Source organism: Streptomyces dryopteridis, from assembly GCF_049606955.1.
Lineage (GTDB): Bacteria > Actinomycetota > Actinomycetes > Streptomycetales > Streptomycetaceae > Streptomyces.
This window is the reverse complement of the sequence record NZ_CP187113.1, coordinates 792,082-806,983: the sequence shown is the minus strand read 5'-3', so window position 1 is coordinate 806,983 and position 14,902 is coordinate 792,082. Positions and strand designations below refer to the sequence as shown.

The 14,902-nt window shown below is 73.3% G+C and carries 12 protein-coding genes; 5 read left to right on the top strand and 7 right to left on the bottom strand.

Annotated elements, in window-relative coordinates; all coding sequences use genetic code 11:
* Window positions 1–72: 72 nt before the first annotated feature.
* The gene (locus tag ACN20G_RS03255; RefSeq protein WP_424211186.1) at window positions 73–1,227 is read left to right on the top strand and encodes an XdhC family protein; all 1,155 of its coding nucleotides are present in this window, start codon (window positions 73–75) and stop codon (window positions 1,225–1,227) included.
* A gap of 474 nt (window positions 1,228–1,701) precedes the next feature.
* Window positions 1,702–2,682, top strand: coding sequence for a glycoside hydrolase family 6 protein (locus ACN20G_RS03250; RefSeq protein WP_424211185.1), 981 nt, complete (start codon window positions 1,702–1,704; stop codon window positions 2,680–2,682).
* Window positions 2,683–2,707: 25 nt separating this feature from the next.
* Here the strand turns inward: ACN20G_RS03250 and ACN20G_RS03245 are convergent, their stop codons facing one another.
* Complete coding sequence (locus tag ACN20G_RS03245; RefSeq protein WP_424211184.1) at window positions 2,708–5,098, bottom strand: terpene synthase family protein; 2,391 nt, start codon at window positions 5,096–5,098, stop codon at window positions 2,708–2,710.
* A 385-nt stretch (window positions 5,099–5,483) separates the two neighbouring features.
* Here ACN20G_RS03245 and nadE point away from each other — a divergent pair, with 385 nt between their 5' ends.
* The gene (gene nadE / locus ACN20G_RS03240; protein ID WP_424211183.1) at window positions 5,484–6,311 is read left to right on the top strand and encodes an ammonia-dependent NAD(+) synthetase; all 828 of its coding nucleotides are present in this window, start codon (window positions 5,484–5,486) and stop codon (window positions 6,309–6,311) included.
* A 60-nt stretch (window positions 6,312–6,371) separates the two neighbouring features.
* On the opposite strand, the gene tgmC is transcribed toward nadE, so the two are convergent.
* From tgmC to ACN20G_RS03215, 5 genes are all read right to left on the bottom strand, one after another.
* Window positions 6,372–7,541 carry an ATP-grasp peptide maturase system methyltransferase gene (tgmC, locus tag ACN20G_RS03235; RefSeq protein WP_424211182.1) on the bottom strand — a complete coding sequence of 390 codons (1,170 nt, stop codon included), beginning with the start codon at window positions 7,539–7,541 and terminating at the stop codon, window positions 6,372–6,374.
* Window positions 7,538–8,497 carry an ATP-grasp ribosomal peptide maturase gene (gene tgmB, locus ACN20G_RS03230; RefSeq protein ID WP_424211181.1) on the bottom strand — a complete coding sequence of 320 codons (960 nt, stop codon included), beginning with the start codon at window positions 8,495–8,497 and terminating at the stop codon, window positions 7,538–7,540. The genes tgmC and tgmB overlap by 4 nt, the downstream gene beginning before the upstream one ends.
* A 4-nt stretch (window positions 8,498–8,501) precedes the next feature.
* Window positions 8,502–8,756, bottom strand: coding sequence for a putative ATP-grasp-modified RiPP (tgmA, locus tag ACN20G_RS03225; protein ID WP_424211180.1), 255 nt, complete (start codon window positions 8,754–8,756; stop codon window positions 8,502–8,504).
* A 132-nt stretch (window positions 8,757–8,888) separates the two neighbouring features.
* The gene (locus tag ACN20G_RS03220; RefSeq protein ID WP_424211179.1) at window positions 8,889–9,038 is read right to left on the bottom strand and encodes a hypothetical protein; all 150 of its coding nucleotides are present in this window, start codon (window positions 9,036–9,038) and stop codon (window positions 8,889–8,891) included.
* Window positions 9,035–9,250 carry a hypothetical protein gene (locus tag ACN20G_RS03215; protein WP_424211178.1) on the bottom strand — a complete coding sequence of 72 codons (216 nt, stop codon included), beginning with the start codon at window positions 9,248–9,250 and terminating at the stop codon, window positions 9,035–9,037. Before ACN20G_RS03215 ends, ACN20G_RS03220 begins: the two co-directional genes overlap by 4 nt.
* Before the next feature lie 118 nt (window positions 9,251–9,368).
* Here ACN20G_RS03215 and ACN20G_RS03210 point away from each other — a divergent pair, with 118 nt between their 5' ends.
* Window positions 9,369–10,472 carry a helix-turn-helix domain-containing protein gene (locus ACN20G_RS03210; RefSeq protein WP_424211177.1) on the top strand — a complete coding sequence of 368 codons (1,104 nt, stop codon included), beginning with the start codon at window positions 9,369–9,371 and terminating at the stop codon, window positions 10,470–10,472.
* Window positions 10,473–10,484: 12 nt separating this feature from the next.
* On the top strand, window positions 10,485–11,063 hold the full coding sequence (locus ACN20G_RS03205; RefSeq protein WP_424211176.1) for an HD domain-containing protein: 579 nt from the start codon (window positions 10,485–10,487) through the stop codon (window positions 11,061–11,063).
* A 159-nt stretch (window positions 11,064–11,222) separates the two neighbouring features.
* On the opposite strand, the gene cobN is transcribed toward ACN20G_RS03205, so the two are convergent.
* Window positions 11,223–14,855: a cobaltochelatase subunit CobN gene (cobN, locus tag ACN20G_RS03200; RefSeq protein WP_424211175.1), complete on the bottom strand. Its 3,633-nt coding sequence runs from the start codon at window positions 14,853–14,855 to the stop codon at window positions 11,223–11,225.
* Window positions 14,856–14,902: the final 47 nt, after the last annotated feature.

The window sequence follows — 14,902 nt, the reverse complement described above, 5'->3', positions numbered from 1 at the left end:
TCCCCCCGTTTCCCGGAACTCCCGCCCCACCGCAACGAAGGGTCGGAGCCCGAACCTCCTAAGGAGACCGCAATGCTGGACGTCGCCGAAGAGCTGCACCGGTGGGTCGAGCAGGGACGTGACTTCGCCGTCGCCACCGTGGTGGCCACCGGTGGCAGCGCCCCCCGCCAGCCCGGAGCCGCGCTCGCCGTGGACTCCGAGGGCACGGCGATCGGATCGGTCTCCGGAGGATGCGTCGAGGGCGCCGTCTACGAACTGTGCCAGCAGGCCATCGAGGACGGCGTCGCCGTCACCGAACGCTTCGGCTACAGCGACGACGACGCCTTCGCGGTCGGCCTGACCTGCGGCGGGATCATCGACATCCTCGTCACCCCCGTCCTCGTGGACTCCCCGCACCGTGCCGTGTTCGCCGCCGCCATCGCCGCGGCCGCCGCCGGCGAGGCCGCCGCCGTGGCCCGGATCGCCGAGGGACCCGAGGAGCTGATGGGCCGCGCCGTGCTCGTGCACGGAACCGGCGGCGAGCACGAGGGCGGCCTCGGCGGCCACCCCGAACTCGACCGGAAGATCGCCGAGGAGGCCCGCGCCATGCTCGACGCCGGGCGCACCGGCGTGCTGGAGATCGGCGCCGACGGCCGACTGTGCGGCGAGCCCCTGAAGGTCCTCGTCGAGTCCTCCGTCCCCGCCCCCCGCATGATCGTCTTCGGGGCCATCGACTTCGCCTCCGCCCTGGTCAAGGTCGGCAAGTTCCTCGGCTACCACGTCACCGTCTGCGACGCCCGGCCGATCTTCGCCACCAAGAAGCGGTTCCCCGAGGCCGACGAGATCGTCGTCGACTGGCCGCACCGCTACCTGGAGAGCACCGAGGTCGACGCCCGCACCGTGCTCTGCGTGCTCACCCACGACGCCAAGTTCGATGTGCCCCTGCTCGAACTGGCCCTCAAGCTGCCCGTCGCCTACGTCGGCGCCATGGGCTCCCGCCGCACCCACGAGGACCGCAACAAGCGGCTCCGCGAGGTCGGCGTCACCGAGCTGGAACTGGCCCGGCTGCGCTCCCCGATCGGCCTGGACCTCGGCGCCCGGACCCCCGAGGAGACCGCCCTGTCCATCGCCGCCGAGATCGTCGCGGCCCGGCGCGGCGGCTCCGGGGTCTCCCTGACCGGCGCCCACGTCCCGATCCACCGCGCGCACTCCGACGTGATCGTCGGCCGGATCGGCTCCGTCGCCTGAAGAAGGCGCCCCCGACGGTGAGCCGCCCGGGAGCAGCACCACCGGCCTCCCCGCCGACCCGACCCGGCCCACCCCGTGACGAGAACCCGCGCCCGCCGACCGGCGGCGCGGGTTCCCGCGTTCCCGGGGCCGCGCGCCCCGGCCCGCCCGAACGGGTGATCCGGTCGCGCCGCGCGGCCCGCGCGCTTGACCCGCCGGCCGGCCCCGACCAGCGTCGGGCGCCATGATCCGTCACCACCTCGCGCGCGCGTCGGCCGCCGCCGCCGCCGTGCTCGCGGTCCTCCTCACCGCCCCCGCCCCACCCGGCGCCGACGCCCGCGCCCCGGGCGCCGGCGACGCCAAACCCGCCGCCGGCGCCCCGGGCGCGCCGCCGGCCGGCCCCTCTACACCCCGGCGCCCAACCCGGCCGCCGCCCGCCAGGCCCACGACCTGCGGATCGCCGGCCGCGCCGGGGCCGCCGACCGGATCACGGCGATGAGCCGCTCCCCCCAGGCCCTCTGGCTCGGGGACCAGACCCCCGACCGGGTCGCCGCCGAGGCCCGCACCGCCACCGAGGACGCCGAGCGCCGGGGCGCCCTGCCCGTGCTCGCCCTCTACAACGTGCCGGGCCGCGACTGCTCGCAGTACTCGGCGGGCGGCGCCGGCGGCACCGCCGACTACCGGGGCTGGGTGGAGGCGGTGGCCCGGGGCGTCGAAGGCCGCCGGGCCCTGATCGTCCTCGAACCCGACTCCCTGGCCCTGCTGCCCTCGGAATGCGCCGACGGCGGCGGCGAACTCGGCCGCACCCGCACCGAGGCCCGCTACGCGGAGATCGCCCACGCCGTCCGGGTCCTGGAGGCCGGCGCGGGCACCGAGGTGTACCTCGACGCGGGCAACGCGGGCTGGCACCCGGTGGGCCGGATCGTGCCCCGGCTGCGCACGGCCGGGGTGGCCGGCGCGGCCGGATTCGCCGTCAACGTCTCCAACTACCTGACCGACGAGGCGAACGCCTGGTACGGCACCCTGATCTCGGCCTGTCTGGCCTGGAGCGGCCGGCCCGGCAACGACCCGGCGGCCTGCCCGCACCAGTGGACCCCCAAGGCCGAGGCCCGTCGCTGGCTCGACACCCACCTCACCCCGGAACTGCGCCGGGGCATGAAGCACTTCGTCACCGACACCAGCCGCAACGGCCGGGGCCCCTGGACCCCGCCCGCCGGCCGCTGGGTGGACCCCCAGTCCTGGTGCAACCCGCCGGGCCGCGGCCTCGGGGCCCGGCCCACCACCGCGACCGGGGACCCGCTGCACGACGCGAAGCTGTGGATCAAGACCCCGGGGGAGTCCGACGGGCTGTGCCTGCGCGGCACCGCCGGCCCCGAGGACCCGGCCCGGGGGATCCGCGCGCCGTGGGCCGGACAGTGGTTCCCCCAACAGGCCCTGGAACTGGCGGACCTGGCGGTGCCGGCCCTCGACGACTGACCCCGCCGGGCCGCCCCGCGCGGGCTCAGCCGCCGGTGGTCGGCGCCGGGGTCCACGGCATGTGCGCGGGGTGCCCGGTGGGCAGGGCGAAGGCCGGGGCGGCGGCGGGCACGGCGGGTACGGTCGCCGTGCCCGTGTCCGTGCCGGCCGGGCCGCGGCGGGGGGAGTACACCGACTCGCCCGCCGGGGCCCCGGCGGGCCGGCCCAGCGCGAGGGCCGAGCGGGCGAAGTCGGGGGCCAGGATCCCCAGCCAGCCCCCGGTGGGCCCGACCTCCGTCGAGCGCAGGTACGCCTCGTCGTAGCGGCGGATCTCGCGGTGCCAGTTCAGGATGCCCGCGATCCAGTCCCGCAGTTCGCCCACGTACGCGTCGAGGGCCTCGCGGGCCGTCGCCGACAGCTTCCACTGCTCGTAGAGGACCGGGAGCTGTTCGGCCGTGATGTGCTCGAACTCCTCCGTGCGTCGGGTCATCAGGTCGTGGCAGATCCGCAGCGCGCTCGGGTAGTCCACGTCGAAGAAGGTCTGCGTCACCACGACGTGGTTGTGCACCTCGCCCTCGAACTCGACCTCCTTCTGGTACGAGAAGATGTCGTTGATCATGCAGGCCACGTCGGAGGCGGCGTTCTCCAGGGAACGGATCACGCCGGAGCGGTAGATCTCGTCGGGGATGCCCCGGTCGGCGTGCCCGAGCCGGCACAGGTACATGGTGAGGTCGGAGCCGAAGGTGTGCCGGCGCATCTCGGCGTAGTCCACCGGGTCGGGGACCCGGTGCAGGATCTGGTTCTCCACCTCCCACAGCCAGCTCTCCAGCATCAGGATCAACGTGGCCCGGAACTGGCCGCGTTGGAAGACGCTCATCGGCGCCGTGGTGCGCGTCCACAGGTCCGCGAGGGAGCGTTCCAGCGCGGTGACGGCGGGCGGGATCACGGCGTGGTCCACCGGGATCATGTCGATCAGCCGCTTGGTGGTCGCCTTCGCGGCCTGGAGGTTGCGGGTGTTGGCGAAGACCACCGGGTAGTAGTCGTCGGCGTACGTTCCCCAGGTCAGCCAGCACGCGTTCAGCAGCAGCGCGTCGGCGCTCGCGTCCGGGTCGATCCCGGCCGAGCAGAGCGCGAAGTCGAAGCCGCGCAGCTTCTCCTCCGTCCAGATCGCCGACCCGGGATCACCGGGCTGCGGGTCGAGCAGCCCCATCTCCCGGGACCAGGCCACCGAGCCCTCGCGGGCGTGCGCGTGGTGCGGGCTGAGGGAGAGCGGGAACGGCATGTAAAACTCGGGCAGGATCGAGGGCCCGACCTTCGTGAACGGGACGTGGGCGTAGGACCGCCGGCGCAGCGCGGCGGCGCGCGGCGCGAACAGCGAGCGCACGTCCAGGGCCGCGCCCCCCGGCCCCGCCGGCAGGCCGGGCAGGCCCGTGCCCGAGCCGCGGCGGGCCTCCTTGTTCATGTAGCGGGAGGAGACCGTGTGCCACTCGTGGCCGCCGGACTGCCAGTCCTGGAGCCCCTTGGCGTACGCGAGCACCGCCGCGATCTCGGCCGGGTCCAGGGCGTGCTCCGCGAACAGCTGCGGCAGCTCCACCAGGGTGGTGTGCTCGAACTGCTGGAGCCGCGAGGTCAGCAGATCGTTCGCGAGGTCCGCGGCCTGCTGGGTGGGGCAGCCCAGGAAGGTCTCCAACACCAGGATCGCGTTGGAGAGTTCGCCCTCGTCGGTGACCTCGCGCTCGTAGGAGAAGATGTCGTTGCGGATGTGGACGGCGTCGGAGAACGCGTCGCGCAGCACCCCCAGGGCCCGGGTGTGCGCCACCTTCGCGGGCACCTCCGCCGCCACGTACTCCACGAGCCCGGCCGACCAGGGCGCGCCGCCCACCTTGCGGCGCATCTCGATGTACTCCAGCGGGTTCGAGACCCGGCCGATGTCGATGTTCGCGAGCTCCCACATGGACTCGTCCAGCAGGTTCTTCGTGCTCAGCGAGAACCGCTCCCGCCAGTCGCGGCCCATCGCGGGCACCGTGCGCCGCCACAGGTCGGCGAGCCCGGCCTCGACCGGGTTGGTGGGCTCGGGGAAACCGGCGGCGAGGTCCATCGGCATGAACGCGCCGAGCCGGTCGAGGTAGGCGCGGGCCCCGGCGAGGTCCTGGCCGCGCTTGAACATCTCCAGGAAGTGGTCGTCGAAGAAGAAGACCCACACATACCAGTCGGTGATCAGGTCCAGCGCGTCGCCGTCGCAGTCGGGGTGGGTGTACGCGCACAACAGCCCGTAGTCGTGGGCGTCGAGGTCGGCCTCCTCCCAGACCCCCGAGCCCTCCAGCATGCCGAACTCGCGCGCCCACCGCTTGGTGTGGGCCCTGGCCTGATCGAGGTGGGGGTTCAGCCGCGCCGGGTAGGGCACGTAGAACTCGGGCAACTGGAACGGTTGGCTCACTGCCGGGCGGCCTTTCGATGTGCGCGGACGCCCCGGGACGGGGGCGGGAGGGGGGCGGGCGCCGTCTACAGGTCGTGATCGGCCCCCGGACGAGATCAGCAGGGCCCTACCCACGCGCGCGGTGGGACAAGGGGTAATTCACTTCATCAGGTGACGGCGCCCCCGAACCCGAGCGCGGTGGGGCGCGTGGGGGCTATGGGACTCACGGGATCCTCGGCGGTGCGGGGTGGCCGGTGTCACGTCGTTGTGCGCCGGCCGAAACCGTGCGGCCACGCGCGGTGGACTAGGGTCTTGTAGCGTGCGCGCGGGTCTCGTACGGATCGGGTACGGGACGCACGGCCCGGGCGCCGCCCCCACCGACCCCCGCGACACCCGAGGAGCAGCCGTGACCGAGTCGGCGCGCATCGACACCCAACTGCGGATCGCCCGCGACCTTGAGGTCGCCCCGTCCTTCGACGCCGACCGGGAGATCGAACGCCGCGTCGCGTTCCTCGCCGACCGGCTCTCCGGCGGGCTGCGCAGCCTCGTCCTCGGCATCAGCGGCGGCGTGGACTCCACCACCGCGGGCCGGCTGTGCCAGCTCGCCGTCGAACGGGTCCGCGCGGCCGGCGGCGAGGCCACGTTCGTGGCCATGCGGCTGCCCTACGGCGTGCAGGCCGACGAGCACGACGCGCAGCTCGCCCTCTCCTTCATCCGCCCCGACGAAACCCTCACCGTGGACGTGAAGCCGGCCACCGACGCCATGATCGAGGCCGTCGCCGCCGGCGGGGTCGCCCACCGCGACGCCGGCCACGAGGACTTCAACAAGGGCAACATCAAGGCCCGCCAGCGCATGATCGCCCAGTACGCGGTGGCCGGCGCCCGCGCCGGGCTCGTGGTCGGCACCGACCACGCCGCCGAGGCCGTCTCCGGCTTCTTCACCAAGTTCGGCGACGGCGCCGCCGACGTGGTCCCGCTCACCGGCCTCACCAAGCGCCGGGTCCGCGCCGTCGCCGACCGCCTCGGCGCCCCCGCCGAACTCGTCCACAAGGTGCCCACCGCCGACCTGGAGACCCTCGACCCGGGCAAGCCCGACGAGGACGCCCTCGGCGTCACCTACGAGGAGATCGACGACTTCCTCGAAGGCGAGAAGGTCGCCGAGAGCTCCTACGAGACCATCCTGCGCCGCTACGAGGCCACCGAACACAAGCGCCACCTGCCCATCGCCCCCTGAGCCCCGCACCCCCGGGCCACCCGCACCACGCACGGGGGCCCCGCGCGTGGTGCGGGTGTGTCAGAGGACCGGGTGCCGCCACTCGTAGGGCGACCCCTCCAGCCGGTAGGTGTGGGAGTGGCGCGTGACGCGGACACGCATCGCCGTGATCGGCGGTGACCCGACACCCTCCCACTCCGTGACGGCCCGCTCGATCGCGTCCCACAGGTCCGCCGGGCCGCCCTGCCGGACGGTCCACCCGTCTCCGTCCCGGCGGACCTCGGCGAAGGACTCGCGTTCCGCGTCGAAGAGGTGGAGCACGGCTGTTCCCGCCACGTCGGTGGCGCGCACGAGCTGGGCGCCGGGCGCCGCGAGCTGGGCGAGGAACGCCGGCATCGGCTCGTCGAGGCGGGTCGGCGCCACGGCCGTCGGCCGCTCGGAGTCCGCGTACGCCGTGCGGGACGCGAAGTCCCCCGACACGGGCGGGGTCACCTGCGCGCGGGCCTGCATGAAGGCGGCGTGCCGCACGAACCGGCCCTCGGCGACGCCGTCCTCCCGCACGACGACCCGGGCGAGGCCGGCCGTGGAGGGCCGCGAGCCGAGCGTCGCGAGGATGATCCCGCCGGGCGCGGTCTGCCGCACCCAGGCGTAGGGGATGCGGCGAACCGCGCAGGCCGCGATCACCCGGTCGTACGGGGCCCGGCGCGGCAGGCCCAGCAGCCCGTCCCCGGTGATCGTCCACGTGGAGTGCCCGGACGCTTCCAGGGCCGCGTCGGCGCGGGCCGCGACGGCCGGATCCACCTCGATCGTGGTGACGGCGTCGTCGCCCAGGCGCTCGCACAGGAGCGCGCCGGAGTAGCCGGTGCCGGTGCCGATCTCCAGCACCCGGTGTCCGTCCTCGACCTCCAGGTCCTCCAGCATCGTCACGACGAGGGACGGGAGCGTGGAGGAGGAGGTGGGGATGCCCGTCACGGGTCCGGACACCGCGTCGGCGGTGACGTGCCCGTCGAGCTGGGTCACGAGGGAGGCGTCCGTGTACGCGAGTCGCACCCACTCCGCCGGGTCCGTCGCGGCGGCCGTGACCGGACGCCAGGTCCCGTCGGACTCGGCGAGGAAGAAGCCGGGGTGCAGGAACAGCTCGCGGGGGACAGCTTCGACGGCCTTGCGCCAGGCCGGCGTGCGCAGCACTTCCTCAGCCTCCAAGCGGTCGGCGAGCCGGCGGCGTTGGTCCGTGCTGTCGGGGTGGGTCACGGTGCTCCCTTGGTGAGAAGGTCGGCGAAGGCATCGGCCATGGGCAGCCCGGTTGCTTCTTGCAGCCACCCCCACTGGCCGTTGGGGTTCAACTCCAGCCACCAGTAGGTCCCGTCCCGGCCGACCGCGAGGTCGAAGCTGCCGCAGACGAGCCCGAACGCGTCCAGGAACGCGCGCAGCATGGCCTCCAGCGCCCGAGGCAGGGAGGTGACGGTGTGGGTGAGGAGGGAGTAGTCGAGGCGCCAGTCCAGGAGGGGCGAGGTAATCCGGACGGTGAAGACGGCGTCGCCGACGATCAGGACCCGCAGGTCGGCGACCTTGTCCACCTGTTCCTGGAAGAGGTGCGGGGCGACGCGGAGGCCGGTGTCGATCTCGCCGGCGGTGACGGGTTTCGTCCACGAGGTCACGGGCACACCGTCGCGCTCGTACGGGGTCCAGCGGAGCGGCTTGTGGATCACGCTGCGGTGCGCGCCGATGAACTCGCGGGCCTCGTGCGGGTCGTTCGTGATCAGGGTGGACGGGATCCGCAGGCCGAGGCGTTGGGCCATGGCGAGTTGGTGGGGCTTGTGGTCGGCCTCGGCGTTGCGGAGCGGGTGGTTCGCCCACAGGGCGCCGTCGAGGGAGTGGAGGATGCCACCGAGCCCGTAGCGGGTCTGGGCAGCGGCGTACCGGGCGTCCCCGGGAGCAAGGTGCGTGAAGTTCGGCCACACCGGGCGGCGCCAGTACACGGCGCCGACCTCGTGGAGATCCGCGGTTCTCGACGGGGTGGACACACGCCCGACCTCCAGGGCCGGGCGGGTGCCGTACCGAGCCGAGACCGTCAGACCGCCCGCCTCGATGTCGGCGGGGTTGAACCTGATCACCGGCACGTTCAGCCGGTTCAGCTGTGTGATGACCATGTCGGCGGTCACGTCGTCCGCCTCGGTGGCCACCAGCACGGGCCTGGTCTCGGTCATGTGGTCAGTCCTGCTGGTCGTCCTGGTCGGTGCTCTGGTCCGTCGCACCCGGCCGCCCGTCGGGGGAGGTGGTGCTGCTCGTGCCGGTGCTGCTCGCAGTCCCGTGCTTGCCCATTTCGACAACCTGCCCGTTGGCGTCGCGGAAGACGCCGAGCTGGGTGACGGGGTCGATGGTGACGGTGACGTGCGGCATCCGCACCGTGTGCGGGTAGGGCTCCATACGGCTCGTCCCCCACGGCGCGATCATCGGGTTCGACATCGTGTGTCCTCTCGGTCGTCAGTCGGTCGTGAGCAGGGCCCGCCCCAGACAGGGCGGGTGGTCAGTGAGCGCCGAGGACGATCAGGCCGGCGAGCACGATCACCAGGTAGGTGACCTGCTGCCAGTGCCGGCTCACCGGTCCTCGGCGGGCTTCGGGCAGGGGCCCCGGTGGGTGTGCACGGACGCCTTCACCCCGGACATCGACTCCGGGTGGAAGGTGTCGTGGGGCTCGTCCTCCCGGATCGCCCGGTCGCAGCGGCGGCAGACCTTCGGGAAGATCACTCGGTCACCTCGGTCAGGTACTCCGGCAGGGTCATGAACTCCAACCCCGAGGGCATCCGGACATGCGCGCGGTCGATGTTCCGGCGGGGCCCGTAGAGGAGGTCCTGGGGCTCGCTCAGGACGACCTTCAAAACTCCCGTGCGGCCCGACATGCCGTCGCGCACGATCTTTCCCAAGAGGGGGTGCGCGCGCTCCTGATACGGCCGATCCATGCTCTGCTCCCTACTTCGATGTCAGCGGGTGGTGCATCGAGCGTAGGGATCTCGGGACGGACCACGAAGTGACCCCGAGTACGGGTACTTTGGGCCGTCCGCCGGCAGAGGAGGCCCAATGAGCGGCACCCATCCGCGACCCCTGACCGCCGGTCAGGGGAAGGCATCACGGGCCCGCGGCGGAGTCGTCTCCGGGTACGTGCTCCGTGTCATCCGTGAACATGTGGGACACACCCAGGACTCCCTCGCCGAGGCTCTCGGGGTGTCCACCGACACCGTCGCGGGATGGGAATCGGGGCGCCGCCCGCTGACAGCGCTGTCCGTGAGGCAGATGCTGCTCCACCGCCATCGCCTCATGCGGATGGGCGCCGCGCCCGCCCTGCTTGCCGCCCTGGACAGGGCGCTGGAGGCTGACGTCCTCCTGGCGGACGTTCTCGGCGACGGCCCTGGGCAGGACAGCCCGTTGGGGGCTTGGGTGATACAGCGTGATCTTGTCGAGATGATCACGTGGCCACTGACCGGCGTCACCCCCGGGTCGATGCGCGACGTGAATCCGGTCCGGTCGCGCCGTGGCCCCGCCCCGATCCACCCAGAGCTGAGCACACCGGACCGCGCGCGCTTCTTCTCGCGGATGCGGCACACCGCCGAGGTCGCGCCCGCCGAGGACTTCCTCCTCCGTCGGCAAGCGCTCTACCTCGCAGGCTTCGACGCGGACGGCGACACCACCGACTGGGTGATCCGGCAGCACCGTGCGGCCCGACCGGACGACTGGCTCACGCACTGGCTCACCGCTCGCTCCATCGCCGCCGTCGCCGCCCGGCAAGGCGACCGGGACCGGATGCGGCACTTCATCACGAGCACGTGTCGTGACGAGGCCGGGGAGGCCGCGAACCTCGCCTACTGGGCGTACTGGGTGGGCGAGACACCCCAGCCTCAACTCTCGGACGACTTCATCGCGGCCGGGGGCCCGCCGTCGTGGCACGGGTACAAGCTCCTTCACCACCTCGTCGACGGGTTGTGCCCGGAACGGGGCTTCTTCGACCTGACGGTCCACACTCTCTGGGCCCTGGTCTCCGCGCGACCCGGGCTGCTCCGGACCTCACGGGCCGGACGCGAACTGCGGGACCTGCTGCCCGTGCTGTTGGATGGCACAGAGCTGTCGGCGGACTCGCGCCGCGAGCTTGACGCGATCCGGTACGCGATCCGCCTCGCCGAGGCGTAAGGAGACGACGACGTGGCTGATGACCTGTCCCAGGTGGCGCGCTTCCTGTTCGAGGCGGGGACCCTCAAGAACTCGGCCCGGACCGGGTGGTGGATGGCGGGAGTGAAACAGCCTGAGACCGTCGCCGAGCATTCCTGGCGCACGTCCCTCATCGCGTCGGTCATCGCGAAGCTGGAGGGCGCCGACCCGGCGCGCGCAGCGTTCCTCGCGGTGTGGCACGACACCCAGGAGACCCGCACCGGCGACGTGAACCACCTGGGGAAGAAGTACTCGACCGCCATCGATCCGGAGGCCGTGACCGCCGACCAGGTCGCAGGGATGCCCGAACTGTTGGCGTCCACGATCCGCGAGCTGGTCGCCGAGTACGAAGCGAAGGAATCCCCCGAGGCCGAGTGCGCCCGCGACGCGGACAAGCTGGAATGCCTGCTCCAGGGCATCGAGTACCGGGCGCAGGGATACACCCATGCCCAGCGGTGGATCGACAACAGCCGGGCTCGGCTGACCACCGAGACGGGCCGGCGCCTGGCCGAGGAACTGCTGGAACAGGACCCTCTCGACTGGTTGCGGGCCGCCGTCGGGGAGAAGGGCTGACCCGGGCATGACGAGACCGCCCCCTCCCGCCCGAAGGCGAGAGGGGGCGGTCTCGGCCGGCTCGACCGCGACGCGGGTCGTGACCGGCGGGGTTCGCGGGGGCCCGGGCCACCGCGTCCCACCGGACCGGCGCGGGGCCCCCGCGCGTTCGCGCCGTTACTACTCGGTTTCCGAGGTCGCCTCCAGTGTGCCCTCCGTGTCGAGGAAGACCTCGCGCAGCGCCTCCAGGGTCTGCGCGTCCGGCTTTTCCCACATGCCGCGGGACTCGGCCTCCAACAGGCGCTCCGCTATCCCGTGCAGCGCCCACGGGTTGGCCTCCCGCAGGAATGCCTGGTTCTCCGGGTCCAGCACGTAGGTCTGGGTCAGCTTGTCGTACATCCAGTCCGCGATCACGCCCGTGGTCGCGTCGTACCCGAACAGGTAGTCCACTGTCGCGGCCAGCTCGAAGGCGCCCTTGTAGCCGTGCCGGCGCATCGCCTCGATCCACTTCGGGTTCACCACCCGGGCCCGGAACACCCGCGAGGTCTCCTCGACCAGGGTCCGCGTCCGCACCGTCTCCGGCCGCGTCGAGTCCCCGATGTACGCCTCGGGCGCGGTGCCGCGCAGCGCCCGTACCGCCGCGACCATCCCGCCGTGGTACTGGAAGTAGTCGTCGGAGTCGGCGATGTCGTGTTCGCGGGTGTCGGTGTTCTTCGCCGCCACCGCGATCCGCCGGTACGCCGTCTCCATCTCCTCGCGCGCCGCTCGACCGTCCAGGCCGCGCCCGTAGGCGTAGCCGCCCCACACCGTGTACACCTCGGCGAGGTCGGCGTCGGTGCGCCAGTCCCGGCTGTCGATCAGCTGGAGCAGACCCGCCCCGTACGTGCCCGGCCGCGAGCCGAAGATGCGGGTGGTGGCCCGCCGCTCGTCGCCGTGCACCGCGAGGTCGGCCTGCGCGTGGGCCCGCACGAAGTTGACCTCCGCCGGCTCCTCCAGCCCGGCCACCAGCCGCACCGCGTCGTCCAACAGGCCGATCACGTGCGGGAACGCGTCCCGGAAGAAGCCCGAGATGCGCAACGTGACGTCCACGCGCGGCCGGCCCAGCTCGGCGGCGTCGATCGCCTCCAGCCCGGTCACCCGCCGCGATGCCTCGTCCCACACCGGGCGCACGCCCAGCAGGGCCAGCGCCTCGGCCACGTCGTCACCGGCCGTGCGCATCGCGCTCGTGCCCCACAGCGACAGGCCCACCGACTCCGGCCAGCGGCCCTGCTCCTCGCGGTAGCGGTTCAGCAGCGAGTCGGCCAGCGCCTGCCCGGTCTCCCACGCCAGCCGCGAGGGCACGGCCTTGGGGTCCACGGAGTAGAAGTTGCGGCCCGTGGGCAGCACGTTGACCAGCCCGCGCAGCGGGGAGCCGGACGGGCCGGCCGGCACGAACCCGCCCCGCAGCGCGTGCCGCGCGTGCGTCAGCTCGTCCGTGGTGGCCGCCAGCCGCGGCACCACCTCGCGGGCCGCGAACTCCAGGATCTCCGCCACCGCCGGCACGTGCCCCTCGGCCACGGCACCTACCGCCGCCGGGTCCCAGCCGGCCGCCTCCATCGCCTCCACCAGCGCCCGCGCCGTGTCCTCGGCGGCGTCGGCGGAGGCCAGGGTGGGCTTGGACTCGTCCAGGCCGAGGGCCTCGCGCAGACCGGGCAGGGCCGTGGTCCCGCCCCAGATCTGCCGCGCCCGCAGGATGGACAGCACGAGGTTGACGCGGGCCTCGCCGGTCGGCGCCCCGCCCAGCACGTGCAGCCCGTCCCGGATCTGCGCGTCCTTGACCTCGCACAGCCAGCCGTCCACGTGCAGCAGGAAGTCGTCGAAGCCGTCGTCGTCGGGCCGCTCCGCCAGCCCGAGGTCGTGGTCGAGCTTCGCGGCCTGGATCAGGGTCCAGATCTGCGCCCGGATCGCCGGCAGCTTCGCCGGGTCCATGGAGGAGATCTGCGCGTACTCGTCGAGGTGCTGCTCCAGCCGCGCGATGTCCCCGTAGGAGTCGGCGCGGGCCATCGGCGGCACCAGGTGGTCCACGAGGGTGGCGTGCACGCGGCGCTTGGCCTGGGTGCCCTCGCCCGGGTCGTTGACGAGGAAGGGGTAGACCAGCGGCAGGTCGCCGAGGGCCGCGTCGGGCGCGCAGGACGCGGACAGGCCCGCGTTCTTGCCCGGCAGCCACTCCAGGTTGCCGTGCTTGCCCAGGTGGATCATCGCGTCCGCGCCGAACCCGCCGTCGGCCGCCGCGGCCTGGATCCAGCGGTACGCGGCCAGGTAGTGGTGCGAGGGCGGCAGATCCGGGTCGTGGTAGATCGCGATCGGGTTCTCGCCGAAGCCGCGCGGCGGCTGGATCAGGATCAGCAGGTTCCCCCGGCGCAGCGCGGCCAGCACGATGTCCCCGTCCGGGTCGCCGCCGGAGGCCACCCGCGAACGGTCCAGGAACATCTCGCCGGGCGCCGGCCCCCAGTGCTCCTCCACGTGCTCGCGGAGGTCCGCGGGGAGCGAGCCGTACCAGCGCCGGTAGTCGGCGGCCGGGATCCGGACCGGGTTGCGGGCCAACTGCTCCTCGGTCAGCCACTCCTGGTCGTGCCCGCCGGCCTCGATCAGGGCCCGGATCAGCTCGTCGCCGTCACCCGAGACCAGCCCCGGGATCTCCTCGACGGGACCGAAGTCGTAGCCCTCGGCGATCAGCTCCCGCAGCAGGGTCACCGCCGAGGCCGGGGTGTCCAGGCCGACCGCGTTGCCGATCCGGGAGTGCTTGGTCGGGTACGCGGACAGCACCAGCGCGATCCGCTTCTCCGCCGCCGGTATGTGCCGCAGCCGGGCGTGCCGCACCGCGATGCCCGCGACCCGCGCGGCCCGCTCGGCGTCCGCGACGTACGCGGGCAGCCCGTCGGCGTCGATCTCCTTGAACGAGAACGGCACCGTGATCAGCCGGCCGTCGAACTCCGGCACCGCGATCTGCCCGGCCGAGTCCAGCGGGGTGAGGCCCTCGTCGCTCTCCTCCCAGTCGGCGCGGGAGGAGGTCAGGCACAGGGCCTGCAGGATCGGCACGTCGAGCGCGGCCAGCGCGCCCGCGTCCCAGGACTCGTCGTCGCCGCCCGCCGACGCGGTCGCCGGCTTCGTGCCGCCGGCCGCCAGCACGGTGGTGACGATCGCGTCCGCGTGCGCCAGCTCCGCCAGCAGCTCGGGCTCGGGGGAGCGCAGCGAGGACACGAACAGGGGGTCGGCGACCCCGCCGGCCGCCTCGATCGCGTCGGACAGCACGTGCACGAACGCGGTGTTCCCGCTCATCTGGTGAGCGCGGTAGTACAGCACGGCCACGCGCGGCCCGACGGTCGCGGGGCGCTCGGGGCGCTCCAGGCGGCCCCAGGTGGGGGCGGCGGCCGGCGGCTCGAAGCCGTGCCCGGTCAGCAGCACCGTGTCGGAGAGGAACCGGGCCAGGCGCTCCAGGTTCTCCGGGCCGCCGTGCGCGAGGTAGGCGTGCGCCTCGGCCGCGAGCCCGATCGGGACCGTGGACAGCTCCATCAACTGGGCGTCGGGGGCCTGCTCACCGGTCAGCACCACGACGGGCCGGGTCTGGCCCTCCGCGAGCAGCAGCTCCAGGCCCTCCTCCCAGGCCCGGACCCCGCCCAGCAGCCGCACCACGACCAGGTCGGCCCCGTCGAGGAGCGCGGGCAGGTCGGCGATCGGCAGTCGGGAGGGGTTGGCGAAGCGGAACGGCACCGGCCCGGCGGCGGCACGCGCGCTCAGGAGATCGGTGTCCGAGGTCGACAGGAGCAGGATCATGCGGCGGCACGGCCTTCCTCGGGGTTTCCGCGCCCCGGGCAGTGCGG

Excerpts from the sequence above, each read along its gene's own strand:
- ACN20G_RS03255 (WP_424211186.1), top strand. The coding sequence starts at position 73 with ATGCTGGACGTCGCCGAAGAGCTGCACCGGTGGGTCGAGCAGGGACGT.
- ACN20G_RS03250 (WP_424211185.1), top strand. The coding sequence starts at position 1,702 with ATGAGCCGCTCCCCCCAGGCCCTCTGGCTCGGGGACCAGACCCCCGAC.
- tgmB (WP_424211181.1), bottom strand. The coding sequence starts at position 8,497 with ATGACCGAGACCAGGCCCGTGCTGGTGGCCACCGAGGCGGACGACGTG.
- tgmA (WP_424211180.1), bottom strand. The coding sequence starts at position 8,756 with ATGTCGAACCCGATGATCGCGCCGTGGGGGACGAGCCGTATGGAGCCC.
- ACN20G_RS03215 (WP_424211178.1), bottom strand. The coding sequence starts at position 9,250 with ATGGATCGGCCGTATCAGGAGCGCGCGCACCCCCTCTTGGGAAAGATC.
- ACN20G_RS03210 (WP_424211177.1), top strand. The coding sequence starts at position 9,369 with ATGAGCGGCACCCATCCGCGACCCCTGACCGCCGGTCAGGGGAAGGCA.
- cobN (WP_424211175.1), bottom strand. The coding sequence starts at position 14,855 with ATGATCCTGCTCCTGTCGACCTCGGACACCGATCTCCTGAGCGCGCGT.